Here is a 26,382-nt window from a genome sequence, read left to right as displayed (position 1 = left end):
GCAAGCGAACAACGAGAGCGGCACATTCTGTTCTGAGCGTTAGCTCAAACCCGCTGCAGGCCGGTGCCTGCTTTAGCAGTGTCGGACATTTGTCCGGCACTGCGTTTCTGAAAGACACACCGTGACGGAAATTACGATCAGCAATACAACGGACGGTCAGCCGCAGGAGCTGGCTTTGCTCAATCAGGCGCATGCCGCGTTGATGGAAGCCTGCACCGTGGAAGAAGTTCGCGACGTACGGGACCGGGCAGAAGCGGTCCGGTCTTACGCGAAGAAAGCTCGCCTGGGACGCGAGATGGTGGTCGAAGCGTCGGCTCTGCGGTTGCGTTCCGAACGTCGACTTGGCCAGCTGCTGCAGCAACTGCCGCTGGCGAAGGCCTCACGGGGTAATCAGTACAGTGCCGACGACGATCAGGACAACCCGGAATCACAAATCCGTCTGCAGGATGTGGGCATCACAAAATCTGATTCCTCTCGGCTTCAGCGGATTGCCGCCGTGCCGGAAGACCGGTTTCAGACCTACGTCAAAGAATGCCTCGATGCGGGACGCGAATGCTCGACGGCCGCCTGCCTGCGACTGCTGGGACCAAAGCAGCCAGCGAAGAGCAAAGCGGCATCCAGAGGGCGCACGTCTCCGGCGCTGCAGGCGCTCTTACAGTCTTCATCACGCTTTGCCACGCTGCTGGCCAATCCATTCGCAGCGGAGCATGGATTTGGGACGGCGGTGAATGTCGACGATCTCTGCCGCCAGCCGGTCGGAAAACTGGCGACGCCCAGCAGCCATCTGCATTTCCTCACTCCGGACCACCGGTTGCCTCAGGCCCTGCAGCTGGTGGAAGCTTGGGGCTTTACGTATGCATTCTGCCTGCCATGGAGCGCAGAGTTAAATCCGGAATCGGCTGGAGTTGAGGTACCGTGGTCTCAGCAATTGCTGCTGGTGGGAAGCCGCGGTACGCCGGCGCTAACGCCGCTGTCGTCGTCGGAATATCAACGATTGGCCAGCGAAGGCTTCAGTCATGAGGCACTGGTCGAACTGATTCAGCATCTGAGCTCCGGTCCCTATCTGGATCTCACCTCGAATGCCGAACCGGTTAATGAGGAATGGACCACGATCAGCGGAGGGCGTGTTGGATGAACGGCCCCGCCATCTATCAGGCCTGTGCTCGCTGCACCGCCAAATGGTTCGGTCCGGCCAGCGTTGAACAGTGTCCCCGCTGCGGAGCCACCACGCTGCCTCCGGTACAAGCGACGCCGCCGTTTCGCGTGCGCGGTGTGCTGCGGCGAAGCGTGGCAACACTGCTCGCTTCTGTTCTTGCAGACCACCAAGTCGCGTGTCTTGCAGAAGCTTTGGGACAGAATCCTCCGTGGTCGAACAACATCGCAAGAACACTGCAGCAGCAGATTGGGTCTGAATTCCCGCAGCCTGTGGCTTCGGACTGGTGGCCATCCGCTGGTCTTGCAACAGCCACGCCGCCGCAGCACGCAACGGCTCCTGGAAGCGATATCGCGGGAACCTTCACGGCACCGTTTGCACACCTTCTTCCAGCACCTGCGGCAACGAAGTCGCGACAACCGAGTCCTGACTGTGCACCGCGTCTACCGGTTTGTCATCCGTTTACTCCGCCACGGTGCCGGTTTCAAATCACTGTCGATTGACCCGGACGGGTGGGTGGCCATCGAAGACCTGTTGCAGCGAATCAACCGGCGAGCATTGGAATTTGAACTCTGGCGGGACTGGACCATCCATGACCTGCAGCGCCAGTGTGAACTGCACGGCGGTCGCCGTCTTCAGATCAGTGATGACCAGGAACTTGTACGAGCACGTTACGGACACACGATTCCTGACATCTGCGCCGGCAAACGTCGAACGCCACCCCACGTCCTGTATCACGGTACGTCACAGAAACTGGCCGGTCAGATTCTGCAGCACGGACTGCAACGGCGCGAACGAAACCTCGTGCATCTGACCAGCTGTTTCGATTACGCCGCGTGGATTGCTCGCAATCACGGAAGCCCCGCAGTGCTGCAGGTGATTACCGATCATGCAGCCTCAGCCGGCATTCCGTTCTGGCAGTGCAACGATCATGTCTGGCAGTCCACCGATCTTCCTGCATCCGCCATTCAGCCGATTCGCGGGAAGGCCCTCACCCAGCAGAAGAAAGATCTCCCATGACTCAGCCCGCCCATGTGATCCGCTTTGGCTACATCAAAGCCAGCATCTGGCGCAACCAAACCAAATCCGGCGAACGCCATTCCGTCAGCATCGTCCGACTGTATCGCAACGGCGACGTCTGGAAGGAATCCACCCGCTTCGGGCGTGATGACCTGCCACTCGTCGCCAAAGCCGCCGACCTGGCCCATTCCTGGATCTATCACGAGTCCGGCAGCCACGACGGCGAGTAGCCGTCGTCCATGTCGAAGAAACTGGTTCAAGCGACATGCACGAATCGACCCACGAGCGTGAACAGGTAGAACAAAATCGACCTCCGTCGATCGTGGAGAACCTGCGCGAACTGGTCGATTCCGAATTCCGTTTCTCGACGGTCTATGCGGACCGACCCTGGCAGTACTCCAACCCCGTCTCGCGCGGAGCTGCCAACAATCACTATTCCACGATGACCGTTCAGCAGATTTGCGACGAACCGGTCAGAGAGCTTGTGAATGACAACGCCCTTCTTCACCTCTGGACCACCAACGCCTTTCTGCGCGAAGCCTTTGAAGTCATGGAAGCACGGGGATTTCAGTACAAGTCCTGCCTCGTCTGGGTCAAACCGCAACTGGGAATGGGCAACTACTGGCGCGTCTCCCACGAATTTTTATGTGATCGATCACATAAATATTCTTATGTGGTGTCGCGGATTATGTTGTGTTGTCATAGTCGACCTCTATTTTTGCATCGGTTTCGTTTCGGTTTGGCCACATAATTCTCGCTACAGTGACCGCAGGAATTCCATCAGATCCGGTTGGTCCTTCCAGTGTTTGACGTCGCTCGTAACAGGTTCGACTTCGCAGGTTGCAAGTGCCTTGGCCTTCATTTCCAAGTCGACTTCGGCGTAAACATTGGTCGTTGCCAGAGAGACGTGGCCCAACCAGCTTCGAATCGTGTTGATGTCGACGCCGGAACGAAGCAGGTGAGTTGCCGTCGTGTGGCGTATCACGTGAGTGGTGACGCGTTTGCTCGAGATCGTTGAACAGACGTTGACTGCTTCGACGGCGTTTCGTTTGACGAGCCCGTTGATGCCGAATCGTGAGTAAGGTTGACCGTTGCGGTTGAGGAAGACTCGCTCAGAAGGATCGCGTTCTTCGATCAACGGACGTATCGTATCCACTGTTCGTTTCCATAACGGACAAGTTCGTTCCTTGTTTCCTTTGCCTCGGAATTTGACAAGCGATTGCTGTCCGTCCGATAGCACGACTTGGCTGATCTGAAGTTGCGCCACTTCATCTGCCCGGGCACCCGTGTTGTAGAGGAACAGCAGAACGGCGAAGTCACGTTGTCCCTGCGCAGTCGATGGGTCTGGGGCGCCGAGCAAACCATCCATTTCGTCTTTCTCAAGGTACGCGATCATCGTTCGCGTTCGCTTCTTCACCGGAATTGTTGCGAGTTCGCCGTACCACTCGATGAACTCTGGATTCCGACTTGAGATGAACCTGGCCAGCGAATGAATAGCACCAAGCCGCTGGTTGCGGGTCGAGACGCTGCAACCGCGTTCTTCTTCGAGGTAGCTGAGGAACTCGAGAACATTCGTTCGTGACAAGTCCTCAATCTGCAGGCGATCAATTCGTTTGCGACTTCGCTTTGCAGCAAACGGAAGAAGTTGTTGCAGCGTATCTCGGTAACTCTTCTGCGTGTTCCGAGCGAGGTTGCGTTCGACAGGAAGATAGTCCACCAGGAATTGGCGAACCCAGGGGCTAAGGTTTTTCGTTTCAGGCATGAAATGTCTCCGGGAAGGCGTATGTTTCGAATCGTTGTGACGCTTCCTGCAGCAACTGCGGCGTCATACTGAGATAGACTTGCGTGGCAGCAAGCTGTGTGTGACCGAGAAAGACCGATAGATGTGGCAACAAGCCCTGCACGTCCTGGCCTTCGCGATACCACTGCACCAGGCGATGAACTGCGAAGCTATGCCGCAAGTCGTGTAGTCGCGTTTGGAACCGACCATCATCGTCGCGACGAATTCCAGCTGCAGCGCAAACACGTCGGAAGTGGCCAGCCACCGTCGAAGTTGCCATGCGACCGCCGGTTCGTGTTGTAAATGCCGGGGCATCGCCATCAGCTTGAGATGCGGAATCGCGGTGCAGATATGCCCGCATTGCTTCGGTCACTTGTTCGTTGATTGGAACCAGCCGAGACTTGTAGAACTTTGTGTCCCGCACGGTGATCAATGAATCATCGAGCAAAACGTCCTTGCGATTCAGTCGTCGAACTTCACCAGCTCGCAGTGCTGCACCGTAGGTCAGCAAGATCAGAGTGCGGACGGTGATCGGCTCCAGGGTTCCCGGAAACTTCTGGTAGCGTGCCGTTGCCTGCAAGAGCCTGCGAATCTCAGCTTTCGAGTAGATGTACGGCTGAAGTTTCGGTCCTCGCCTTGGTGGATCGGGCGGTAATGGATTCCGTTGAATATCTCCACGAGCAAGCGCGTATCGGAAGAGCGGTTCCAGCGTGCTGTACTTGATGTACCAATACCGCGACGTCCCTGACTCGCGGATGTAGGCCTCGACTTCTGTTGAAGTGAGTGTCTCGACGGTCTTACTGGAATTGAACTTGCGGACGAATGCTCGCAAGAGTCTCGACTGCGTTTCAAACTGCTTGCCTAATGACTGATGGTAACGAACGTATTGTTCGACGTACGATTTCAAGTTCATAGCACATCTCCCAATTCCAGATTCGCGACCTGACGAAGCTGCGGGAGATTCACCTTGGCATAGATTCGAGTCGAATCGGGATATTGGTGACCGAGATGGTCGCCGATTTCCTTCATCGTAAGACCTTGCTGCAGCAGGTGACTTGCACATGCGTGTCGGAAAGCGTGCGCACCGGGGCGTTGCAGTTTGATGTTTGCTGCCGTCAGTCGTTTCAACGCAATGCGTGTCACGCTATGCGATGACAGAGGAAGCGGACGCCAATACTGCAAAAAGAGCGACCGATGGATCGAGGATGCACGTTCTTCGCTCAGATACTCAGCGATCGCGGTTCCGACCGGACGGCAGAGCGGAAACAATTGAGTGACGCCATTCCTGCCTCGGGTGAGCGTCAGCACTTCGTCGTGCCAGTTAATGCTATCCAGTGTCAACCGAGCAACTTCACCCGCGCGAAAGCCATAAACCGCAAGTAGCAGTAGAATCGCTCGATCACGGTGGTTGGAGCGCCCTTCGCCGTCTGTTGTGGCGATGACTTGTCGCACCTGCTCCCAGCTAGGCCCAATCGGAATGGATTCGTGCTGGTAGACACGAGGTGAGTCAATAGACTCGGCAAGCCTCGGCGGAGCCCACTTGTTCCGTTCGGCATAGCGAAAGAATCCACGCAGTGCAGCGACAAACCCTTGGATCGTGTTGCGTTTCCAATTGGCTTCCTCCAGTTGGCCAATGAGCGTTCGTTGAATGCGATCGACTGTGACGCTGGCGAAGTCTTGCGGGGAAACATCGAGGCGATGAAGGAATCGCCGGACATCTCTGCACCTCGCGTCGATGGTGCTTTCGACTAGTTCGCGTTCTTCCCTGAGGAACGTTTCGTACTGATGAAGCCAATCGTCATAGGGCGTAGACGGAACGTGTAGCGGTTCAAAGCGTCCGCGGAATTCCAGGAAGCGGACTCCCCATCTGATGAAACGCTGTCGAGCTGAATCAGAATAAGGACCATTTTTAAAACGGTTTGATTTCCGCGTGGACCAGAGTGCGGCCTGCTCCTTGATCTCCTTCAATCCGATTTTTTCGTCACCACGCTCCGCAAGTCGAAGAGTTTCTGTAATCAAAAGCAAATAGCAGGCAACGATGACCAAGCGGTTCTGACTGGGACGTTCATGTTCATCGAATTTCTGCAGGAAAGCTTTCCGCTCTTCCGCCAATGGACCGTTCTCATGACGGGTGATGTCGAACCTTCTCTTGTAAATCTTCTCAAACATGGTCGTGCCTCCAAAGTGAAAATGAGTTGGAAGCGACCAAATATTATGTGGTGTCCGGGAACCCACAACCCTCGCAATCAAAGCTGAGACCAAAGGAGGCAACATAATCAGCCATGCCACATAAGAATTTCTCCTCCTCGGAGTCCGCAGCTCGCTGTGCTTCACCGACCGAACCGTTGCTAGTTGGCTCCTCGCCCGCCGTACCAGACACAGCCGGAAACCATGGCGTGTTCGTCAACTCATCGGACAGGTCAGTCCCGGCCCTTACCTCGAACTCTACGGACGAGAAGAAATCCCCAACTCCCTATGGATCGTCTACGGCAACCAGGTCGAACGACGACTGTTTTGAGGTACTGATATGATTGACCTGAAAAAGGAATCCGCCATAACCTTGGCTGAAGTTCCATCACATATTCCCAGGCGGAAAGGACGAAAAGTTCATTATTCGACTGTGTATCGCTGGGTCACCAAAGGCGCAAGAGGACGCCGCCTTGAGTCATTACTCGTCGGCGGCGTCCGCTACACCACGGTCGAAGCGCTCGGGCGATTTCTGAACGCCCATACGGCTGGAAAAGCCGATCCGGCAAACGTAGATGAAACGAGTGCTGCGATTGAGGATGCGCTCAACGAAGCTGGTGTCTGACCGGAAAGCTCCTGCCTAACCGAGTTCTCGGGCCACTTTTCGTGCCAGCTCAAGATTTCGTTCGGCGTAGATCTGGGTAACATCGGCAGATTGGTGTCCGCAGATGACCTGTGCTGCTTCCAGCCCAAACCGTTTTCGAATCTCTGTTGCCGATGTGTGACGGAGGCGATTCGGAGCCCATTTTTCGATCTTGTGCTTCAGGCAGATTCGGTGAATGACACGACGATAGCTGTCGGTGGTATACCGTTCACCTGGTTCCCGTTTTCGGTTCGCAACACGGTTCGTGCCACGACGATTACCATAGTGTGCGGGAGTATTTCGAGCCGCAGCCGCTTGTTCCCGGCGAAGCTGTTCTGACTCCGCGGGCGAAAAGCAGTATGCATCTGGCTTACGTTCGAGATAAGGCTTCAGCAGCGTTCTCGCTCTTGGACCGAGGACAACGACGCGATTCTTCTCGTGATGCTCAGTCTTGTGTTCATCCGGAATGTAGAGCCACACGTCACCAGTGCAATCGAGGTCCATTGGTCGAAGACTGCAGACTTCTCCGGGACGAGCTCCTGTCAGACGTTGCAGCCGCACCATATCCGCGACGATTGGTGGAAGGTGCTTCAATGTCGCGTCGACAATGTTGTCATCAACACATTCGACCTTGGCGGTCTCGCGTGCTTTCGTGCGACCTTTCTTCAATCCCGCCAAGCTTTTCAGAGCGAGCGCCACCGACGCTTCTACGAGCTCCTTCTCAGCGGCCCAGGTGAACATTCGCACAAGACGACTGACCTGCTTGTTGATGTGGTTCCGTGACCAGTCGAGATCGTCGATCATGCCCTTGCGCAACTCATCGAGTGCCACGGGGCCGAAATCGTGCAGGTACGTGGTGGCGTGGTGCTTTCTCAAATAGCGGATTGCATCGTCGATGATCGTGGCCTCGCGCGTCAGCTTGCCGTTCTTGCGATAGTATTCATGTGTATGCTGCCGGTAGACGAATACGAGTTCGTTGATCGTCAGGGGACTCCCCGCCAGTCGTTTTTCTCGCAGCATGGCGGGCGAGATCTTCGGAGAATTCGATTCGGCGGTCGACGGTGATGCTTTCTTCCTCCCATCACGTTCCGCTTCCCACTGTTTCAGGATTTCCTGGTACCGTTGATGGCTCTTTCGAGATCCGTACGGGCCAAGATAAATCCGTTTTCCATGGAGGGAAACGACGGCCTGTTTTGTACCTTTGTGGAGGCAATACTTCGGAGGACGGTGAAATAATCGCGGCATGACACGAGCCCTTCTGGAGTAGCCAAAAGGGTATGATCCGGGGACTTACCCCTTAGCATTACCCTTTTGCGCTGGGCTTTGTGCCGCTCTGCCGACCTTCGGCAGGTAACCTAAGCGTAGGTTTCAGCAGGAATTGACCAATAAAAAACCTCATGAATTCTACAATGAGAAGTTCATGAGGTATAGTGGCGGGGGCCGGATTTGAACCGACGACCTCGAGGTTATGAGCCTCGCGAGCTACCAGGCTGCTCCACCCCGCGACAATGTATTGATGGCGTTGCTCTTGAACGCGATTTGTCGCTGAAACTGTTAGGTGTTGAGTCGCACAGGCTCTTTCCCCGTGCGAGGGTGAGGAAGTGTATCGGCAATCTTCGCAAAATCCAGCCACTTTTTTACAGGATTTTTTAGTAGTTTGCCTGTTTCTCAATCACAGCCTGATTTCGGCCCTGGATCGATGCCGGTCACCGTGATCTGTGCGCTGGATCGCGCGGGCGCGTGAATCCAAAATTCCATTGGAATGCGTGAACTCTTGGGTTCAGTGCTAATGAGAATCAGGTCCATGTGGACGAGTGCTCTTGGAACGGCGACAGAAAGCGCCGTGCCGCATTGTGCCACTTTCGGCTATCCTGAACGTCATGGTCCCATCGTCCGATTGCCAGCGATCAGCATTCGGCGCCTGAGACAGATCGGGGCGAACGTACTTTCGATCGAGTTGGTGGTTCGAATGCCACACCAATTTTCAGCTGGGAGGTCGATAAATACCAGCAACACACGTCGACCGTTCACCGAACGCTTCCCCGCCTTCTCGTACTTCAGGGCGACGATCTCAAAAATGTTACTGCCCCCTTTGCCGATCAGTCGCAGTCTTATCGACCGAACCAGTGCACAGTGGGATTCATCTTGGGTGCAGAATCCCGGTTGTGTGGAAATGCCGAATTTCTGTTGCGTGATCCGGGCGACTTCATTCCTGAGCAATACCCATTCCAAGACACCTACGGAACAACGGGCGGTAATTCGGGTAGCTCCATGTCGGCCGGTGATTTTCCTGTTGCGGGTCGAGTGAACGGGGTGCCGAATTTGGTGAAGCCGTCGACGAAGCCGCCGTGTGACAGGAAGAATTGGCCGTCTTCCACGCCCATAAAGCGGTCCAGGCGATCTTCCTTGCCGGTGGGGTCGTGACTGAATTTTGCGGTCGTCAGTTCCAGCCACTTACCGTCTGAAGTTCGAATCCACTGATTGCCGTACAGTGCTTTCCGGACGAGCTGTCCGTTGCGGCCCACGAAGTTTTCGCTGAAGCTGTACAAGCCTCGCAGCCGCTTCCCTTCCTTCGGTGCTTTCCAGCTTGAGATCAGCATCCACTGCTTCGTGTCGGGCCGAAAGTAGTAACCGGCGAAGATTGTATGAGTTTCATCGACGGGTTCGGCAGTTACCAGAAATCGTTGCTTTTCACCGGTCTTCCATGAGAACTTCAGGTGACTGTGGCCGCCCGTACCTTCGTTGCCAAAGTCGCCGGAATACACGTCGTCCCCCTTCGCGACAAGAGTCACTCGATCAGCCGCCGCCACTCTCTGACGGTCAATCGCTTCGTTGCCACTGTCCCACACGCTGAAGATAATTCGCCGCTCGGTCGGGCTGTTTACCTGCATTCCGAAGTAGCCACGATGCCAGCCGCACGCCATGTAGTACGTCCACAGCGGGTCCTCCAATCCCGTCATTTCGCAGTAGAAAGCGGAAACCTTCACGTGATCCGGCACTGGATACGCCAAGTGCACCGAAGCCGCGTTGCGACGCGGTTTCAGGTTGAAGTGAGCCCCCTTTGTCGCAGAGCCACTCAGCACCAGAGCCACAATATCTCCGTTCGACTGGTTTGCTTTGTTCAGGCTTTCCAGCCGCAGCGAATGATAACCAGCCGTTGCGATTTCAAATTCGCCGAAGTCAACCTCAGTCGCATCTGCCTGCCCCTGGACCGCCACACTGTGCGACTGATCGCCCACTGTGAGCCTCAGCTTTGATTCAAAATTAGCAGGTACCTGCAGCTTCAGCTGCGCGGTGATTTTGCCTGTTGTTTTGAATTGGCCGTACCACGCCACGCTGACGTCTGATCCTTTCCACCGAGTGATTCCATCGTCGGCAGAAACACGGACACCATTTGTGTCTGGATTCAGGTAGGCCGTTGCAGCGGGAATCTGAAGTTCGTCTGCTGTGACGATCGATGACATCAGTAAGATCGGGGAAAGGCGGAGCAGCATAGGTTGCCTTGTGGTTGAAGCTTTTTGTGACGAACGCGGCCCGTCGCGTGATTCATGCGTCGCACGGTTCGGCCATCGCAGACTTAATTTACCAGACAGGCAAGCGTACTGCGTGCGAATCGAAGGCTCAACCAACCTGGCCGACGCTGTCATCAATCATCACGTTGAACGTCTGTGACGTCCCCAATCGACGCGGCAAGCATCGAATGTGTGTCGCCGCGTTCGTTCCCGAAGTCCTCACGGTTCGTTCACGGTGACATGCTGCAGTTGACTCAAGGCCGAACGATCGCTTGCCGGAAGTGGAACACTCAACCAGATCACACGGCCGGCTTGACCAGAAGCAGCCTTTTCACGACGACAACGACCGCCACCATGTACGCAGCACACGCTGCAATCAGTGGGTAGATCAGCCACGGGTACGCCGTGATCAGCCCTTCCGACAGCCATGCCTGAGCGTAGCACAACGGAGCCATGCCGAAGGCCGTGGCGATCATCACGTTCCAAACGGGCAGCCGAGTGAACCCGGCGGCGTAAGAGACAAGGTCCGACGACGTCAGCGGATTAAGCCGCAGTAGGAACACCAACCAGCCACCGCGAGATTCGATCAGTGTTTGAGTTCGTTCCAGCTTGTCTTCGGCGAAGAAGCGGCTCAGCCAACTGCCGCCGATTGATCGCGTGACTGAACACGCGATTCCGGCTCCCAGCACGTTGCCGATCAAAGCCAGGCTCCCACCGAGAAGCGGGCCAAACAAAATTCCGCCCGGCGCATATAGCATCAGGCCGGGAATCGGGGCGATGACAACTTCGACCGTGACGAACATGACGTACACCAGCGGCGACCACACTCCAAAGTCATCAAAGAACTGCTGAAGTCGCTGCAGCTTTTCTTCCGAGGTCGTTTCAGGTGACAACACGGCGGCAACGATACCGCCCGCAGACCACGACCAGACCACAGCGATAAGCATCAGCGCGACGGTGGCGGCGACGACGATTCGAAGTAACGTTGACATAAGACCGATTTACCGAACAGCACTGTCCGCTATGAACCGGCCGCCTTTTTGCCGCCAACGCTGATCAGTCGCGAGTCGGTTCGCAGATATAATCGGTCATTGGCGATCGCCGGAGTGGCTTTGCTTTCTTCACCCAGTGCGTTCTTTGCCAGCAGAGTGTATTTTTCGGGAGTCGCAGCAATGACCCATACCATGCCGACTTCGTCAACGCAGTAGATGCGATCGTCAACTCGCACGGGCGACCCTGAGAAGGCAGCGCCTGTTCGTTCAATCCATAGGATCTCGCCCGTCTTCGCATTCAAACAACTTGCGTAGCCGCGGTCGTACAGGCAGTAAACCATGTCGCCGTCAGCGATCAGGCCGGGCACATACGGAGCTTTAAACTTGCCGCTGTTCGCAATTTTGTGAACAACATTGCCGTTGCTGCCCGGCTGCACGGCTACGACATAATTCGACGAATACCCGCCAGAACCGTTGCTGCCGAAGATCAGCCCGCCCACTTCGATCGGTGAGGCCACAGTTCTCATCTTGAACAACTTGTCGTTCACTTCCCAATTCTTTTGTCCCGTCATCGGATCAAGGCTGAAGATGCCGTTGCCGGTGCTGCAACAAATCAGTTCATCTTTGCCGTCGGCCGACTGCCGAATAAACGGCGCCGAATAGCAAACATTCTTAGACACCAGTTCCGTGCGCCATTGTTCGTCACCCGTCTTGCGATCGAATGCCATCATGAAGCTTTCGCCGGGCTTCTCCCCCGCATCCAGTTGGTTGGCCTGCTGAGAATTGTGCAGAATTACCATATCTTTGTAGATGATCGGCGACGCTCCAAAACCGTGTTGGCTTTGCCACGTGCCCAGGTCGAGGCTCCATGCTTCTTCACCATCATGAGTGAACGCTTTGAACGTCACAGCCTCCGGTGTCGACCACGCCACGTACACTCGTTCTTCATCGACGGCGGGAGTTGACGATGCATAGCTGCTGCGAGTGTGCAGGTGATGCGGTTTCGACTCGTATTCCTTTTGCCACTGTTTTTCGCCGGTAAGCGCATGGAAGCAGCAGACGTAGCGAGTTGCGTCGTCCGCGTTGGCGCTGAGTACAAATACCTTGTCGCCCCAGACAACTGGCGACGAGCATCCCGTGCCGCCCGGTAGTTTCACATTGAAGTCGAAGTCGGCTTCAGAAAACTCAACAGGAATGTCGCCGCTTCCAACTCCTGTACCGTTGGGGCCACGAAAACGAGCCCATTCGCCAGCATTGGCAAATGTGAGCGGCAGCAGGGCGGTGAGCACTATCAGAAAGGTCTTGTTCATCGATTGGCCTTGGTGGAAGGGATGGCGGGGCGTTGGTTAGCGTTTACAGAAAACCGGCTTTGTAATACGGCCGAGCTATTCAGTTCGAAGCATGCGACACAAAATGTCGGTCGGTATTATTCCACGGTCACACCGCCGATTCCACTCCGCAGCCATTTCCAGTCGGCAATGCCGAACAGACTCGTCGTATTTCACATTTTCGTCCGTACCGCTCGACAGCCCAGGCCAAACCGCTGAAATCCTTCTCGGCGACACCGGGCCGAACGCGTTCGACACTCGTGCGATGACATGTGTGGTGGTAGACTTCACTCCGATTTAATTCGCGGGAAACACTCGAAGGGCTCACACCCATGTTGAAATCTGCCTGCTTGATTCTGCTTGCCACGGTAACGGTTGCTGCCTCCGCCGCCGAACGCCCAAACGTCGTTTTGTTCATGGCCGATGACGTCAGCTGGAATGACTACGGCTGCTACGGCAACACGGCCGCTCGCACGCCGAACATCGATGCCCTTGCGGCTAACGGCATTCGATTTGATCGAGCGTATTTGACGGCCAGTAGTTGCAGTCCGAGCCGGTCCAGCATCATCACCGGGCGTTACCCTCACAACAACGGCAAAGCGGCCGAACTGCACAAGCCGATCTCCGGACACCTGCCTTGGTTTCCAGAAACACTGCGTGACGCTGGCTACTACACTGCCTTGTCCGGCAAGCATCACATGAAGTCGACAACAAAGCGTCCGGTGCCGTTTGACCATGTGGACGGTGGAAAAAACAAGAACAACTCCGGCGGCCATGCGAACTGGGTAAAAGTGACGGAAGAGCGGCCCAAAGATAAGCCGTTCTTCTTCTGGTTCGCCGCCTACGATGCTCACCGCGGCTGGGATAGTGACAAACAATGGGACACTGACCGCTACGGACCGATGCACAAGCCGCAGGATGTGATCGTACCGCCGTTTCTTTCGGACGACGCTGCCACCCGCGACGATCTAGCCTCCTACTACAACGAAGTCACTCGGTTTGACTATTACATTGGGCAAGTGGTCGCAGAACTCAAACAGCAACGCGTATTGGACAACACACTGATTTTCGTCATGGCCGATAACGGTCGTCCGTTTCCGCGAGCCAAAACGCGATTGCATGATTCCGGCATGAAGACTGCGCTGGTCGCTCACTGGCCAGCAGGGATTCAGCACACCGGTCCCAGCGTCAGCCTGGTGAGTGTCATTGATCTGGCCCCCACCATCCTGAAAGTGGCTGGTTGCGACGTTCCTGAAACCATGCAGGGAGTTTCGATGCAACCGCTGTTTGACGATTCATCGGCAGGCATTCGGCAGTATGCGTTTTCCGAACACAATTGGCACGACTACGAAGCTCATGGTCGCAGTGTACGGCACGGCGATTACATGTTGCTCAAAAACTTCCGCACGCAACTACCGCTGCAGGGGCCTGCCGATTCCGTGCGTTCCCCATCCCATGAAAAGTTGCTGGCGTTGAAAGAGGCCGGGCAGTTGTCGGCCGCTCAACAGGACGTCTTTCTGGCGCCGCGCCCGGAGGTGGAACTCTACAACGTCGTCGCAGATCCTCATCAGTTGAATAATCTCGCGGGCAACCCGGCTCATCAAAAGCAGCAATCAGAGCTGGCGGCCGTGTTGGAACAATGGATGGACGAAACGGGCGACAGCGTTCCGGAAAAAATCAGCCCCGACACCTTCCACCGTGTCACCGGCAAACCACTGCCGAAAGACGAACGAGACGAAACCGGCGCGATCACGCCAGGCCAAGACCGCAACGCAGATCAAATCAATGCTGCGGGGCCACGCTGATCGCCGAAGAGACGGTTCACTCCGCCTGAGCATCTGCGTTCTCGCAAACCAGAATAGAAATGCCAACATGACCGCAAGCTTTGCCTTCGTACCAGCACGCATATGCTGCGGACTGAGACCTCTTCTGTTGATCGCATTTACAGCTGGCTCGGCATCGGCCCAGCTACCAGCCGACGCAAAACCATTCCCCGAATTGAAGCTCGAAACCGGCATCGCATACAGCACACCGAAGTCGGTCATTGTCGAACTGAAAGAGATTCCGAAGGACGGCAAGCTGAATTTGCCTCGCATGGCGAACGTCATTACTGAAGCTCGCTGGCTCGGCGATGACAGTAGCGAATCAATGAAGCTGCATTCGGAGATCGACGAATGGACGGTGCACCTGAAGAACGTCCCTGCGGCGAAGCCATTGCTTCTGGAACTCGTGACCGACTCGGTTCCGCTGGCGTTCAGCGGCAAGGTGATTGCCGGGGCCGACAAAGATGGAGTGATCACTCTGCCAGCCAAATTCGCGAAGACTCACGGTGAGAAGCTGCGTTTTGAGCCGCAACCGCACAAGAACACCGTCGGCTACTGGACGGTCGCCAGCGACTTCGCCGAATGGCGCCTTAAAACGGACAAGGCTGCAACCTACGACGTTGAAATCTTTCAGGGCTGCGGCAAGGGGCACGGCGGCAGTGACATCGAAATTCGGGTGGGCGATCAGAAAGTGTCACTTCAGGTCAAAGACACGGGCCACTTCCAGAACTTTCTGTGGCGTTCGATGGGACAACTTCGCGTGCCCGCTGGAGATGACATCACGCTGAAGCTGGTTGCCGTCAAAAAAGCCGGGGGAGCCGTCATGGACTGCCGAGCGATTCGGCTAATCCCAGCAGAAAACAAGGATCCTCGGCTGCGTTTCGAAGGTCAGGAAGACCGAGCGACTCAGCAGTAGTCGCAATCGGTAAGTGCGATCGTTCTCGCACGACTTTTCTGCGCCCATCCCGATTTGTTCGCCCCAAGAACAGTGTGTTTCGCAGCGGCGAATGAACTTTTCCTCGGTAAAATGCCTGAGTTGGATGAAGCTGCCAATTATTCCTTGCCGCTACCTGCAAAATGATAAGATTCTGTGGAATTTTCGCGGTTGGCCGTCCCTAATGAGGGCGGGCGGATTGCGCGCCGACGGTCCTGGTCTCTGAGATTGATTGTGAGGTAGGCAGAAGTGAAGATCATGCGATTACTTCACCGATGCCTCGCCCAACGCCGCCCGCGCAGGTTGCGTCGCAGCGCGACTGGCCTCACCGCTAACGCTGCAGGGGCCTGTATCGCGACCCTGGATTCGGCGTTGGAGGTTCGATTACTGTTGTCGGCCAACGTCGCGGACGCCCAGGCTTTAACGCTGGTTGCAGACAATGCTGCCGCGGAATCTGAACAACTAGTCCAAATGTTCAGCGTCACGACGAAAGTGACAAGCGTCGGTCGTGAAGATAGCGTTGCACTGCCTGTCGCTAGCGCACCGCCCGGGAACGTGTCGGCGGACATGGACAAGCTCGACGGAAGTATTGTCGACGAATTCACGTTTCACTACGACTTCTCAGGCTCAGCAGACGATCGAGTTTCGTTCAATCGTCCGCAACTGCTGGAAGATTCGACGAGGAATGGTCTCGTCGTATCAGCGCCGCTGCGTGATCACTTCTCTGACAGTGTGGCTGTCATCGCGCGGCCTCAACTTAATACGGCCCTTACCGTCGAAAAACTTCTTCCTGCACCGGCGACGGAGCAAACACTTCGCGTGTTGCCGGAAATTCGTTCGACGCTGAAGTTCGCATCTGTTGTCGTCACACCAACGGCTGAGCAAACGCCGCCGATTGCACAACGCAACGTCGAAGTCCTTGCAACGTCCTCAACAATTTACACATCGGCTGCGACGGCCTCTGCACCGGACGTGTTTCATTCGCTTACCGATTCGATGCCATCGCTGGCAGATCCTGAACGGGCGAACACGGTTCTAAACGTCGGTGCGTCGTCCACCGTTCGTTCTGGCGCAAAACTACAACTGCCCAATTCTCGGTTCCGCCACGTTCAGCGCTCAGCAAAGGGCCGACAAGTTTCTGACGATGCGTTGCTGACGTTACGAGCGGACACTTCGGGCAACACGGTTACGGCAGCAACGCTTACAGGAAGTCACGCACCTTCCGCTCCACAGAACATCGGCGATCTGATTGATGTGCTTGTGCAGCTGGACGCCGTCGGCCCGTTCACGACGGAAGTCGGTGACGTTTCGACCTGGCTGCAGGCTCAGCTTCTGAAAGATTCGCGTCGGGAAGCCGTGGAGCAGGGCAGTGCCGAAGAATCGCCGAATGTCTGCGTCGATAACACGGCAACGGAGGCATTAGAACGCAGCGGGCAGCGAGAACAGCACGCGTTTTCTCGTCTGGAAATCCTGACCAGTGATGGGCTGGCGATCCTGCTGTTATCCGACAATCCTCCGGAACCACCGGAGATCGCCGGAATCTGGCAACAACTCAAGTTTGACTGCAATCCGCGCGGCCCGCCGGTGAGTGATTCACAATCGGCTTCAGAATTCACTCAACTCACGGCACGTATCAAGCAACGGCAACAGTTGCGGTACAGCATTACTCCACGAGGACCATCTGCGGCTTCCACTTTTTAAAGGGGAAGTTTTCTCAGATACCTTGTGGAGCCAACATGATGACTCTGAATTCTGAAGATTCCGTGATGCGGAATCTTGCCCGATATCAGTACTTTCGAAACAGGCACCTCACCACGTCTCACGATGCGGAAGACCTGTTTCAGGAGGCGTGGATACAGTTCAACCATTCGGATGATGATCTGGAAGGATCAACCGAAGACCAGTTTTCGCAGACTCAGCGTTTGCGAAAAGCCGTTCGTCGAGCCACAGATCGTGCGTTCGGCAAATTGCGAAAGCGTTGTGCCCGTGGTGCTCCTGCGGAAACAACGATGGAGTTTGAACCCGCTGACTGTGATCCCGATCCCGATCTAGTAATTGATCTTCGCAATCAGATTGAATCGCTGCCGCTGGAAGAGCGACTGGTGATTGAACTCATGCGACGTGGTTACAACGGGACCGAAATTGCCGAACTGCTTGAGGTTTCGACTCAAGCGGTCACCCGGCGAAAGCAGAAAGCTATCGAAAAGCTTCGACAGAAACTGGATGCAGTGATATGAACTCTTCGGTAATCCTACCAACCACGCAGTTCGAAAAGAGAAATGAGTGTCGGCAAGCTCGGTCGAGCTTGCCGCACGAGCTGCTGGGAGAAATGGACGACGATGCCTCGTCCAGTCTATACCAGCATATCAGCCAATGCCGCAGTTGCCTGGAAGCGTACATCGCTCTCCAGGCAGCGGCGGACCTGGCCTGCCCGCTGAAGCCTGGCGACACTTAACGCGACCAACGCAGGCGCTTCAGTCTTCACAACGTCACCCGCCCACCACGCCAACCGCCCGCCGGTGCCTACCGGCCGAGGCGGGACGGCCCGCCAGCCGATTGGAGCTGATGCTCCGAAGAGTCGTTGTCGTTCCCATTGGTCACTGGCCGACACCTAACGCGACCAACGAGAACAACAAAACCACCGCAGGCGCTTCAGCCTTCGCAACGTCACCCGCACGCCACGCCAACCGCCTGTCGGTGCGTACCGACCACCGGCGCTTCAGTCTTCGCAACGTCATCCGCCCACCACGCCAATCGCCCGCCGGTGCGTACCGCCCGCCGGCGCTTAAGCTTCCACACCGTCACCCGCACGCCACGCCAATCGGCAGCGGGGCCGTCCCCGCCTAGACGGCGGGGATTGTGGCGCTGATGATTTGGCTCCATGGTCCGACTTCGCCCTTGGTGTTCACCCAACGAAGCAGGTAATTGGCGGTTTTGCCGGCGTCCTCGTCGGCGAAGGTGATTCGCTGAGGCGTTCGAGTACTCAGCATTTTGAACGTGTATCGGCTGGGTGACTGAGGCGTGTCGTTGCCGACGAACAGATACACTTCGCAACCGGTCACACCGGCGGGTCGAGCTCGTCGAGTTGGCGTGGCCGAATTCGCGTAGGACAGCGTGTGTTCCAGACGATCGGTCGCCATGACAAAGCCAACCGGAGACGTTGACGGAACGGCAACTGGCGTTCGAGTCGACTTGTGGACATGAACACCGGCCGCTTCGCAGGACTCATCTGAGACCTGATCGTTGGCCTGGATCATTCGCACGGCCACTCGGATGTCGTTGTCAAAACGAGTGCGAACAGTTTTCTTGTGTCGAGTTGCCGCCAGAGCCGCATCGCGTGCTGAGATGGCATCACTGATCGATCCATTGAATTCGCTCAGTTCCGTCTGCAGTTTCTGGATGCGATCCGCCTCCAGATGATACAGATCAGGGTGACCGGCCACCTGATTCACAAACTGCGTGGCCCATGCGAGAAACTCAGTTTCACCGGCTGGGGCTTTTGTACCGCTTCGAACGACCATGACAAACTCCTGTTGAGGGTTCCAGAAAAATTTCACTTGTCCCAACCGTAGTTTGCGTTTCCGCACCCGCCGTGGTTTTCTGAAGAAAGCACTTTGTCGGTTGTCATTGCTGGCGAAACCGGTGACTTTGCAGCATTTGTACCGGTCGCACAGATAGATCCCGACGAAAACACGGCTGCGGCGATCTATTCTGCGAGGTTTGACATGACGAACACGACGTTTGAAGCTTCAAACATCGCTGCGAAGGTTAATTCAACCACGTTCGACATGAGGAACATCGCTGCGACGGTTTATTCAACCACGTTCGAAGGTTCAAACATGGCTGCGATAGTCGGAAACATGACGTTTGACATGACGAACACGACGTTCGAAGCTTCAGACATCGCTGCGACGGTTTATTCAACCACGTTCGACATAGGGAGCATCGCTGGGTGGCCCGCCTTGAAACGGTGGGTTGCGAAGCAACAGGATGCGGCTCTAACGGCTGACAAGCTGTGACAGCCCCTGTTGCATTTCGAGACTGGTCAGCCAGAAGGTGTGGGGTGAGTGCCTCGAAGAATTCCACTCGTATGATATCACATCTTGTCGCTACGCGACCCGACCGAACACGTCGGTCGGGCCACCCAGCGATTTCGTCAATGGATCAGAATCAGAGCAGTGTCTGTGGCCGAAAGATGAAGACCGAAAGTGTTATGAACCCATTCTTATCATATGACGAACTGTATTTCGCAGTGTTCGATGGGCCTCCATCGTCGATCTCTCAGATTACTGTAGATCTACTCCTGTCGGCGTCGCTTAGCGTTCACCGAACTCAGGTAGAGTTTGATATTCGTTATTCCTATGTCATGCATCCTAAACGTCCGCCCCATCCAAGTTGGCGCTCATCACAATTCTTGTTCTGGGAACCCACAACTCGTCCCGGTTGCACTGTCATGATGTCTAACGTTGCGCGCAGTGACCAACCATATGTTGGGTATATTGCCACGCATTTCGAAGGTCGTGTTGCATTCGCTGCGTTTCACCGCGACCTTGACCCTCCAACATTTTATTTCGACTACTATGACGACTTTGGCAAGACAAAAAGGAATGTCGCGATCGGTCAGGAGGATAATGGGAAATGGGGTTTCTTTGTTGGTGGCGAGATTCAATCATTTGAGGAGCCGAGCAACTATCGAAAGCGACGAATAGCAGACCGGTTGAATCAGGATCTAATTCAGCGGTACTTTGATCGAATAGGGTTCGATATTTCAGCTGATGAGTTTTGGGACTCCACTAGCAAGGCTTGGCTTATTTGGGACGACCGGAGCGGTCGGCGTTCCCATCCCGGGCGTGAGGGTGTCGATCCGTATGGAACATTTGCTAGATGGTTGCCGGAACTTGAGCCGCCGCCCCAAGCAGGAGTCACGATTCGATATCAAGGTGGCAGGGCTCAGGTAACCCATCGCCCTCCAAAGAAATGAGGGAAGAAGCACCGTGTCAGTGCGCACTTAACATGGATCGAAGCGACCTGCGGTTGCGGTAGCCCATGATTGGTAGACTCCGGAATCGGAGAATTGCGCGTTGAGTTGTTTGTAGTAAGTGTTCCGCCTCAGTTCCCTGGAAATCGTACTTCGCAGGGTGGCCCGACCGCCGTTCATGGCGGTTGGGTGCCGCAGGCACAAGATGGATCATCGTGAGCGTCGACTACAGATCGGTTGCGAACTGGTCATCATGTTCCAATCCCGGCGGCCAGCGAATCGGCAAGCCAACAGATCGACGTTCCAGATACCACCGGGCCGAGCTCCATGGCCAGTGGTTGGCTCGTTGCACCAGACCCGCCCGGACGGGATTCAGGTGCATGTAATCCAGTTTCTCCTCCACCTTCGAGCGTGACCAAATGTTGACGCCGTAGTAACGTGACTGCCAGATCGGCTCGGACGAATCGATCTGCGACCAATAATTGGGGAAACGCTCACGCAGCACGGACTTCAATGTTTTGGACGTCAGTTCCTTCCACTTATTCTGAACGGACTGATTTGAAGAGGCTCGGGAAACCACACGAGAGCGTGGACGAGAGCGTGCATGATGACAAATCCAGGGCACAGACCTTTCTGCACGGCCAGTCGGCTGCCCATGGTTCCAATGACAATCCTCTTCGCCTGATCATGCTGCAAATATTTCCGCCGCGTGTCACAGGGGAACGTCACGAAATTAATGTGTATGTGCGTATCGTAAACGCGCCGCCTAACCATACTGGTCAGCCGGAAGGTGTGGGTTGAGTGCCTCGAAATATTCCACTCGTATGATCTCACATCTTGTCGCTACGCGACCCGACCGAACAAGTCGGTCGGACCACCCAGCGGCTAAGAATGGTTTAACGCGGAGTGCGCAGAGACGCAGAGGACCGCAGAGAGAAATGCTGCCCCTGGCCAACTCTGCGCCCCTCTGCGACTCCGCGACCTCTGCGTTTCAATTCGAGCGTGACCGCACCACTGCGAATGCGTCGGCGGGTGCCACTGGCTTTGCCAGTGTGTGAACGGTTTCGAGTTTAACCCGCAGCCGAAGGCGCAGGCGACGCTCTGACGGTTGTTTGGTGGATTCCGGTCACGACAACGATACTGCTAACTCTGACTGTTCTCGAGAAGCCTTGCCACACACGGGACCGCGTGAGCAGCGCCTGCGCCTTCGGCTGCGGGTTAAACGATCGGGCAAGGGCTGATCGTGCGTGGGAAGCGATCTGTGTTCTGGTGCTCTGCGTTCGCGCGGCCCCCTCCCGGACATTGCTTCGCTTGTCCGACCTCCCCCTCAGCTTCGCTGGGGAGAGGTGTAAACTTCGGCGATTGAGTAGGCCGGATCAAGCGAAGCGACGCTCCGGCGCTCGTGTCGTTTGGGCCATTCGTCTTCGATAGCAAGCTGAAGCGATTAGGCAGCGTGGCGGGAACGTCGACGGAACGCGGGTAAGAACAGTTTAACGCGGAGTGCGCAGAGACGCAGAGGACCGCAGAGGGAAATGCTGCCCCTGGCCAACTCTGCGACCCTCTGCGTCTCCGCGACCTCTGCGTTTCTAATCGAGCGTGACCGCACCACTGCGAATGCGTTGCCGGGTGCCACTGGCTTTGCCAGTGTTTGAACGGTTACGCGTTTAACCCGCAGCCGAAGGCGCAGGCGACGCTCTGACGGTTGTTTGGTGGATTCCGGTCACGACAACGATACTGCTAACTCTGACTGTTCTCGAGAAGCCTTGCCACACACGGGACCGCGTGAGCAGCGCCTGCGCCTTCGGCTGCGGGTTAAACGATCGGGCAAGGGCTGATCGTGCGTGGGAAGCGATCTGTGTTCTGGTGCTCTGCGTTCGCGCGGCCCCCTCCCGGACATTGCTTCGCTTGTCCGACCTCCCCCTCAGCTTCGCTGGGGAGAGGTGTAAACTTCGGCGATTGAGTAGGCCGGATCAAGCGAAGCGACGCTCCGGCGCTCGTGTCGTTTGGGCCATTCGTCTTCGATAGCAAGCTGAAGCGATTAGGCAGCGTGGCGGGAACGTCGACGGAACGCGGGTAAGAACAGGTTAACGCGGAGTGCGCAGAGACGCAGAGGACCGCAGAGGGAAATGCTGCCCCTGGCCAACTCTGCGACCCTCTGCGTCTCCGCGACCTCTGCGTTTCTAATCGAGCGTGACCGCACCACTGCGAATGCATTGCCGGGTGCCACTGGCTTTGCGAGTGTTTGAACGGTTACGCGTTTAACCCGCAGCCGAAGGCGCAGGCGGCGCTCTGACGGTTGTTTGGTGGATTCCGGTCACGACAACGATACTGCAACCTCTGACGTTCTCAAGAAGCCTTGCCACACACGGGACCGCGTGAGCAGCGCCTGCGCCTTCGGCTGCGGGTTAAACGATCGGGCAAGGGCTGATCGTGCGTGGGAAGCGATCTGTGTTCTGGTGCTCTGCGTTCGCAGGGTGGCCCGACCGCCGTTCATGGCGGTTGGGTGCCGCAGGCACAAGATGGATCATCGTGAGCGTCGACTACAGATCGGTTGCGAACTGGTCATCATGTTCCCATCCCGGCGGCCAGCGAATCGGCAAGCGAACAGATCGACGTTCCAGATACCAGCGGGCCGAGCTCCATGGCCAGCGGTTGGCTCGTTGCACCAGACCCGCAGGGACGAATCGATCTGCGACCAATAATACGGGAAACGCTCACGCAACACCGACTTCAACGTTTTAGAAGTCAGTTCCTTCCACTTATTCATGAACGGACTGATTTGAAGAGGCTCGGGGAACCACATGAGAGCGTGGACGTGATCGTGCAGATGACGAATCCAAGGCAAAGGCCTTTCTGCAAGGCCGGCCGGCTGCTCACGGTTCCAATGACAATCCTTTTCGCCTGATCATGCTGCAAATGTTTTCGCCGCTTGTAGCAGGAGAACGTCACGAAATGAATGTGTTTGTGCGTAGCGTAAACGCGCCGCTTAACCGTACTGGTCAGCCGGAAGGTGTGGGGTGAGTGCCTCGAAATATTCCACTCGTATGATATCACATCTTGTCGCTACGCGACCCGACCGAACAAGTCGGTCGGGCCACCCAGCGGGTCCGCATCAGGCGCTTCGACCAGTCTTCTCAACGTGCGGGGGCGATAGTTCGTTCCGGAGATGTTCCAGGCTCGATAGTCCCGGTTCGGCGAGCATCAGTGAAGCCCACCGATTGTGATCTGACGTGTTGATGTGCAGTGTCTGCACGGCAGACGCCCTCCGGCCTTGCAGAATTGAACGCCGCATCGCACGGGAAGGAAGGCAGGAGCCTGCCTCACACGAACTGGCAATCGAACCTCCCAGTATAGAATGTGGGCGGGACTGGCCGGCAACATGAACGCAGTGAAGCAACTGAACGAGCCGCTTCCTAAAATCGTTCGCCCTGAAAGCAAATCACTGTATCCTGTAACGCGGATGGCACCCTGCTATGCTTTCATGCGCAAATAGTGATGACGGTGCCGTGAATTGACGCCAACGTCAGCCGGCAAAAACTTCCCCTGTGACAAACCTCTGGAAGCAAACGAAATGTACAGGTCATGGTTACTGCTGACATTCAAGGTTCTACTTGCGAGTGCATTTGCAGTGCCGTCGGTTGCGGGGACTCCCAAGCCGCGAATGGTTGTGCTCACTGACGTTTCAACATGGGAAACCGATGACAGTGAGTCATTGGTGCGTTTGATGGTTCACGCGGACCTGCTGGAAATCGAGGGGCTCGTTTTCACAACAGGCTGGAGTCTGGATAAGACTCGCGATGACTTCATGGGCCTGATACACGATGCTGTCAACGCTTACGAAAAAGACCTGCCGAATCTGCAGAAGCGTTCCGGCCAAACGGCCCACTTGCAGGATGAGTCTCGTCAGCAGATCGGCTATTGGCCAAGCCCCCAATACCTGCGCGATCGCACTGTATTTGGCAGTAAGAAGCGAGGTGCAGAACATGTGGGCAAAGGCAACGATTCGCCCGGCAGCGATTTGATCATCAAGTTGGCGGCCGAAGACGACGATCGCCCGTTATGGATCACGGTCTGGGGCGGAGGTAATCCGCTGGCTCAAGCGGTCTGGAAAATTCAGCAGAATCGCAGCGCGGCGGAATTGAAGAAGTTCCTGAACAAACTCCGCGTGTACACGATCACGGATCAGGACCGCGATCAAAGAACTCCGTTTACGGACAGTTCGCATCAGTGGTTACGCCGCGAATTCGAAAAAGATCTCTTCTTCATCTGGGACGAATGCGCATGGAAATTTCAGAACGGCACCGGCAAAAGGAACTGGCCTGAATATGAAACTCACATTCAAGGTCATGGCAACCTTGGCGCGGTCTATCCGAAATACAAATACGGCGTCGAAGGTGACACACCCGCCTTTCTACATCTGATCCCCAACGGATTAAACGACCCAGATATTCCGACACACGGTGGCTGGGGCGGCCATGCTGCATGGGGCGTCGCCGCAGATAATGAGACCCGTTGCTTCACCAACCATGCGGGCGAGAGCAAGGCGGCGTGCAACGCGTTGGAGAATCACTTTTACCCGGCCACATTCAACAACTTCGCCGCGCGAATGGATTGGGCCAAAAAGGGAATCGGAAACCGAAATCCGGTTGTTGCCATTGATGAAGACAGGACGCTGGACATCCTGACCAGGAAACCCCAGCAGGGTTCTCAGGTTATACTCGACGCGTCAAATTCGTCCGACCCTGATGGCGATCAGCTCACGTTTCACTGGTGGGTGTTGTCGGCGGCTGGCACGTTGAAGCAGGATGTCAAAATTTCAAACAGCAAATCGGCCATCGCCAGTATTGACGTTCCATCCGATTCGGCAGGCAAGACGTTCCATGTCATTTGCGAAGTCACAGACAATGGCACGCACAACTTATCCGCATACCGTCGGATCATTTTCGAACCCACCAAATAAAGACGCGCCATGACTCAGCCCAATCGAAGAAGCTTCCTGCAATGCGCGGCGACCTTTGCGTTGCTCTGTAGCGTCTGTGCAATGGCAACCTCTGCGGCCCCCGACAGCGTGCGGAATGGCGACAAACCACGCGTGATTGTGTCAACGGACATCGGCGGATCAGATCCGGACGACTTTCAATCGCTGGTACACCTGCTGCTGTACGCCGACGTTGTTGAAGTGGAAGGCTTGATTTCATCGCCGCCCAACGCAGGGCGTGCGAGCGATATTCTGGAAGTGATCGATGCCTACGCCAGCGACTACGCGCAACTGAAACGCCATTCGAAAGATTACCCCGCGCCGGAACTGTTACGGAATGCCACGAAGCAGGGCGCTGTCGACAAGGCACCACAGAACGGTTGGGGCGAGCCAACGGACGGTTCGCGTTGGATTGTCCAGCGAGCGAAAGTGGTTGATAAACGGCCGCTGTGGATTCTTGTTTGGGGAAGCATCACTGACGTGGCTCAGGCAGTCCACAACGATCCTTCGATAAAGGACAAGGTCCGTGTGTATTCGATCGGCTCATGGAATACCAAACATGACACTGCAGCTCGCGACTATCTGTTCAACAATCATTCTGATTTGTGGTGGATTGAGAACAACACCACGTTTCGAGGCATGTACATGGGCGGAACGCAAGACGGTGAGTGGGGCAACAACAGTTTTGTCCAGCAAAACGTGAAAGGGCATGGATCGCTGGGCGATCTGTTTTTCAAGAAGAAACGCGACATTAAGATGGGGGATACGCCATCACTGCTGTACCTGCTTCACGGCAACGCCGACGACCCTACGTCGCCACATTGGGGCGGAGCGTTCGTGAAGACTGATCATGGCAAACACTTTTGGACCGATAACCCTGATCAAAGCTTGTCCATCAATCATCGAGCCGGTGCCAAAACCGTCAGCGACTGGCGCCGCAAGTATCTTGAAGACTGGAAACAGCGGATGGATCGAGTGCTCAAGTAAAGGCAAATTAGCTGGCCAGGGAAGCCACGTTCATCATCGCCCACCGACTTCAGCAGTGAAGTCGTTT

Annotated in this window: 25 protein-coding genes and 1 tRNA gene; 16 read left to right on the top strand and 10 right to left on the bottom strand. The window is 55.9% G+C overall.

Annotated elements, in window-relative coordinates; all coding sequences use genetic code 11:
• The first annotated feature begins 121 nt into the window (after nt 1–121).
• Genes Fuma_RS30225 through Fuma_RS30205 form a run of 5 tightly spaced genes read left to right on the top strand, consistent with a single transcriptional unit; the run spans nt 122 to nt 2,924 of the window.
• On the top strand, nt 122–1,135 hold the full coding sequence (locus Fuma_RS30225) for a methyltransferase-A70 family protein (protein WP_077027401.1): 1,014 nt from the start codon (nt 122–124) through the stop codon (nt 1,133–1,135).
• A complete protein-coding gene (locus tag Fuma_RS35505) occupies nt 1,132–1,656 on the top strand; it encodes a hypothetical protein (protein ID WP_158521189.1) in 525 nt (174 codons plus the stop codon). The genes Fuma_RS30225 and Fuma_RS35505 overlap by 4 nt, the downstream gene beginning before the upstream one ends.
• A complete protein-coding gene (locus tag Fuma_RS35500; protein ID WP_158521188.1) occupies nt 1,586–2,173 on the top strand; it encodes an RNA 2'-phosphotransferase in 588 nt (195 codons plus the stop codon). The genes Fuma_RS35505 and Fuma_RS35500 overlap by 71 nt, the downstream gene beginning before the upstream one ends.
• A complete protein-coding gene (locus tag Fuma_RS30210) occupies nt 2,170–2,403 on the top strand; it encodes a hypothetical protein (protein WP_077027398.1) in 234 nt (77 codons plus the stop codon). Before Fuma_RS35500 ends, Fuma_RS30210 begins: the two co-directional genes overlap by 4 nt.
• Before the next feature lie 35 nt (nt 2,404–2,438).
• Nucleotides 2,439–2,924 (top strand): MT-A70 family methyltransferase, encoded by a 486-nt coding sequence (locus tag Fuma_RS30205; RefSeq protein ID WP_218922328.1) that lies wholly within the window; start codon nt 2,439–2,441, stop codon nt 2,922–2,924.
• A gap of 6 nt (nt 2,925–2,930) precedes the next feature.
• On the opposite strand, the gene Fuma_RS30200 is transcribed toward Fuma_RS30205, so the two are convergent.
• The 3 genes from Fuma_RS30200 to Fuma_RS30190 are packed head-to-tail and all read right to left on the bottom strand — an operon-like array spanning nt 2,931 to nt 6,122.
• Nucleotides 2,931–3,935: a tyrosine-type recombinase/integrase gene (locus tag Fuma_RS30200; protein ID WP_077027397.1), complete on the bottom strand. Its 1,005-nt coding sequence runs from the start codon at nt 3,933–3,935 to the stop codon at nt 2,931–2,933.
• A complete protein-coding gene (locus Fuma_RS30195; RefSeq protein WP_077027396.1) occupies nt 3,928–4,866 on the bottom strand; it encodes a tyrosine-type recombinase/integrase in 939 nt (312 codons plus the stop codon). The genes Fuma_RS30200 and Fuma_RS30195 overlap by 8 nt, the downstream gene beginning before the upstream one ends.
• Complete coding sequence (locus Fuma_RS30190; protein WP_077027395.1) at nt 4,863–6,122, bottom strand: tyrosine-type recombinase/integrase; 1,260 nt, start codon at nt 6,120–6,122, stop codon at nt 4,863–4,865. Before Fuma_RS30190 ends, Fuma_RS30195 begins: the two co-directional genes overlap by 4 nt.
• A gap of 358 nt (nt 6,123–6,480) precedes the next feature.
• Between Fuma_RS30190 and Fuma_RS30185 the strand changes: the two genes are divergently transcribed.
• Complete coding sequence (locus tag Fuma_RS30185) at nt 6,481–6,765, top strand: DUF1580 domain-containing protein (protein ID WP_077027394.1); 285 nt, start codon at nt 6,481–6,483, stop codon at nt 6,763–6,765.
• Nucleotides 6,766–6,780: 15 nt separating this feature from the next.
• Here the strand turns inward: Fuma_RS30185 and Fuma_RS30180 are convergent, their stop codons facing one another.
• The 3 genes from Fuma_RS30180 to Fuma_RS30165 all read right to left on the bottom strand — a co-directional run bounded on the left by Fuma_RS30180 (nt 6,781) and on the right by Fuma_RS30165 (nt 10,247).
• Nucleotides 6,781–8,028 (bottom strand): tyrosine-type recombinase/integrase, encoded by a 1,248-nt coding sequence (locus Fuma_RS30180; protein WP_077027393.1) that lies wholly within the window; start codon nt 8,026–8,028, stop codon nt 6,781–6,783.
• Between the two features lie 186 nt (nt 8,029–8,214).
• Nucleotides 8,215–8,288: transfer RNA gene (locus tag Fuma_RS30175), tRNA-Met, on the bottom strand.
• 732 nt (nt 8,289–9,020) lie between these two features.
• Complete coding sequence (locus Fuma_RS30165; RefSeq protein ID WP_218922327.1) at nt 9,021–10,247, bottom strand: DUF3472 domain-containing protein; 1,227 nt, start codon at nt 10,245–10,247, stop codon at nt 9,021–9,023.
• Nucleotides 10,248–10,303: 56 nt separating this feature from the next.
• Between Fuma_RS30165 and Fuma_RS30160 the strand changes: the two genes are divergently transcribed.
• A complete protein-coding gene (locus Fuma_RS30160; RefSeq protein WP_145944460.1) occupies nt 10,304–10,534 on the top strand; it encodes a hypothetical protein in 231 nt (76 codons plus the stop codon).
• A 60-nt stretch (nt 10,535–10,594) separates the two neighbouring features.
• Here the strand turns inward: Fuma_RS30160 and Fuma_RS30155 are convergent, their stop codons facing one another.
• Both Fuma_RS30155 and Fuma_RS30150 read right to left on the bottom strand, forming a co-directional pair.
• Complete coding sequence (locus Fuma_RS30155; RefSeq protein ID WP_077027389.1) at nt 10,595–11,287, bottom strand: TVP38/TMEM64 family protein; 693 nt, start codon at nt 11,285–11,287, stop codon at nt 10,595–10,597.
• A 29-nt stretch (nt 11,288–11,316) separates the two neighbouring features.
• On the bottom strand, nt 11,317–12,597 hold the full coding sequence (locus Fuma_RS30150) for an outer membrane protein assembly factor BamB family protein (protein ID WP_077027388.1): 1,281 nt from the start codon (nt 12,595–12,597) through the stop codon (nt 11,317–11,319).
• 350 nt (nt 12,598–12,947) lie between these two features.
• Between Fuma_RS30150 and Fuma_RS30140 the strand changes: the two genes are divergently transcribed.
• From Fuma_RS30140 to Fuma_RS36500, 5 genes are all read left to right on the top strand, one after another.
• Complete coding sequence (locus Fuma_RS30140) at nt 12,948–14,420, top strand: sulfatase family protein (RefSeq protein WP_077027386.1); 1,473 nt, start codon at nt 12,948–12,950, stop codon at nt 14,418–14,420.
• Nucleotides 14,421–14,487: 67 nt separating this feature from the next.
• Nucleotides 14,488–15,354 carry a carbohydrate-binding protein gene (locus tag Fuma_RS30135; protein ID WP_145944459.1) on the top strand — a complete coding sequence of 289 codons (867 nt, stop codon included), beginning with the start codon at nt 14,488–14,490 and terminating at the stop codon, nt 15,352–15,354.
• Nucleotides 15,355–15,630: 276 nt separating this feature from the next.
• On the top strand, nt 15,631–17,073 hold the full coding sequence (locus tag Fuma_RS30130; RefSeq protein ID WP_145944458.1) for a hypothetical protein: 1,443 nt from the start codon (nt 15,631–15,633) through the stop codon (nt 17,071–17,073).
• A 35-nt stretch (nt 17,074–17,108) separates the two neighbouring features.
• Nucleotides 17,109–17,609 (top strand): sigma-70 family RNA polymerase sigma factor, encoded by a 501-nt coding sequence (locus tag Fuma_RS30125; protein WP_077027383.1) that lies wholly within the window; start codon nt 17,109–17,111, stop codon nt 17,607–17,609.
• Between the two features lie 92 nt (nt 17,610–17,701).
• Nucleotides 17,702–17,827, top strand: a complete 126-nt coding sequence (locus Fuma_RS36500) for a hypothetical protein (protein ID WP_257787782.1) — start codon at nt 17,702–17,704, stop codon at nt 17,825–17,827.
• A 388-nt stretch (nt 17,828–18,215) separates the two neighbouring features.
• Here the strand turns inward: Fuma_RS36500 and Fuma_RS30115 are convergent, their stop codons facing one another.
• On the bottom strand, nt 18,216–18,893 hold the full coding sequence (locus Fuma_RS30115; protein ID WP_145944457.1) for a hypothetical protein: 678 nt from the start codon (nt 18,891–18,893) through the stop codon (nt 18,216–18,218).
• A gap of 93 nt (nt 18,894–18,986) precedes the next feature.
• On the opposite strand from Fuma_RS30115, the gene Fuma_RS30110 reads away from it, so the two are divergent.
• Together Fuma_RS30110 and Fuma_RS30105 are read left to right on the top strand one after the other, a co-directional pair.
• Nucleotides 18,987–19,391, top strand: a complete 405-nt coding sequence (locus Fuma_RS30110) for a hypothetical protein (RefSeq protein WP_077027380.1) — start codon at nt 18,987–18,989, stop codon at nt 19,389–19,391.
• Between the two features lie 434 nt (nt 19,392–19,825).
• On the top strand, nt 19,826–20,353 hold the full coding sequence (locus Fuma_RS30105) for a hypothetical protein (protein ID WP_077027379.1): 528 nt from the start codon (nt 19,826–19,828) through the stop codon (nt 20,351–20,353).
• A 223-nt stretch (nt 20,354–20,576) separates the two neighbouring features.
• Here the strand turns inward: Fuma_RS30105 and Fuma_RS34485 are convergent, their stop codons facing one another.
• Complete coding sequence (locus tag Fuma_RS34485) at nt 20,577–20,864, bottom strand: hypothetical protein (RefSeq protein WP_145944456.1); 288 nt, start codon at nt 20,862–20,864, stop codon at nt 20,577–20,579.
• Nucleotides 20,865–23,921: 3,057 nt separating this feature from the next.
• On the opposite strand from Fuma_RS34485, the gene Fuma_RS30090 reads away from it, so the two are divergent.
• Nucleotides 23,922–25,310: a DUF1593 domain-containing protein gene (locus tag Fuma_RS30090; RefSeq protein ID WP_077028648.1), complete on the top strand. Its 1,389-nt coding sequence runs from the start codon at nt 23,922–23,924 to the stop codon at nt 25,308–25,310.
• An 81-nt stretch (nt 25,311–25,391) separates the two neighbouring features.
• Nucleotides 25,392–26,315, top strand: a complete 924-nt coding sequence (locus tag Fuma_RS30085; protein ID WP_145944538.1) for a DUF1593 domain-containing protein — start codon at nt 25,392–25,394, stop codon at nt 26,313–26,315.
• The last annotated feature ends 67 nt before the right edge of the window (nt 26,316–26,382 follow it).

This window comes from Fuerstiella marisgermanici, from assembly GCF_001983935.1.
In the GTDB taxonomy this organism is placed as follows: domain Bacteria; phylum Planctomycetota; class Planctomycetia; order Planctomycetales; family Planctomycetaceae; genus Fuerstiella; species Fuerstiella marisgermanici.
This window is presented reverse-complemented; position numbering and strand designations above follow the sequence as displayed.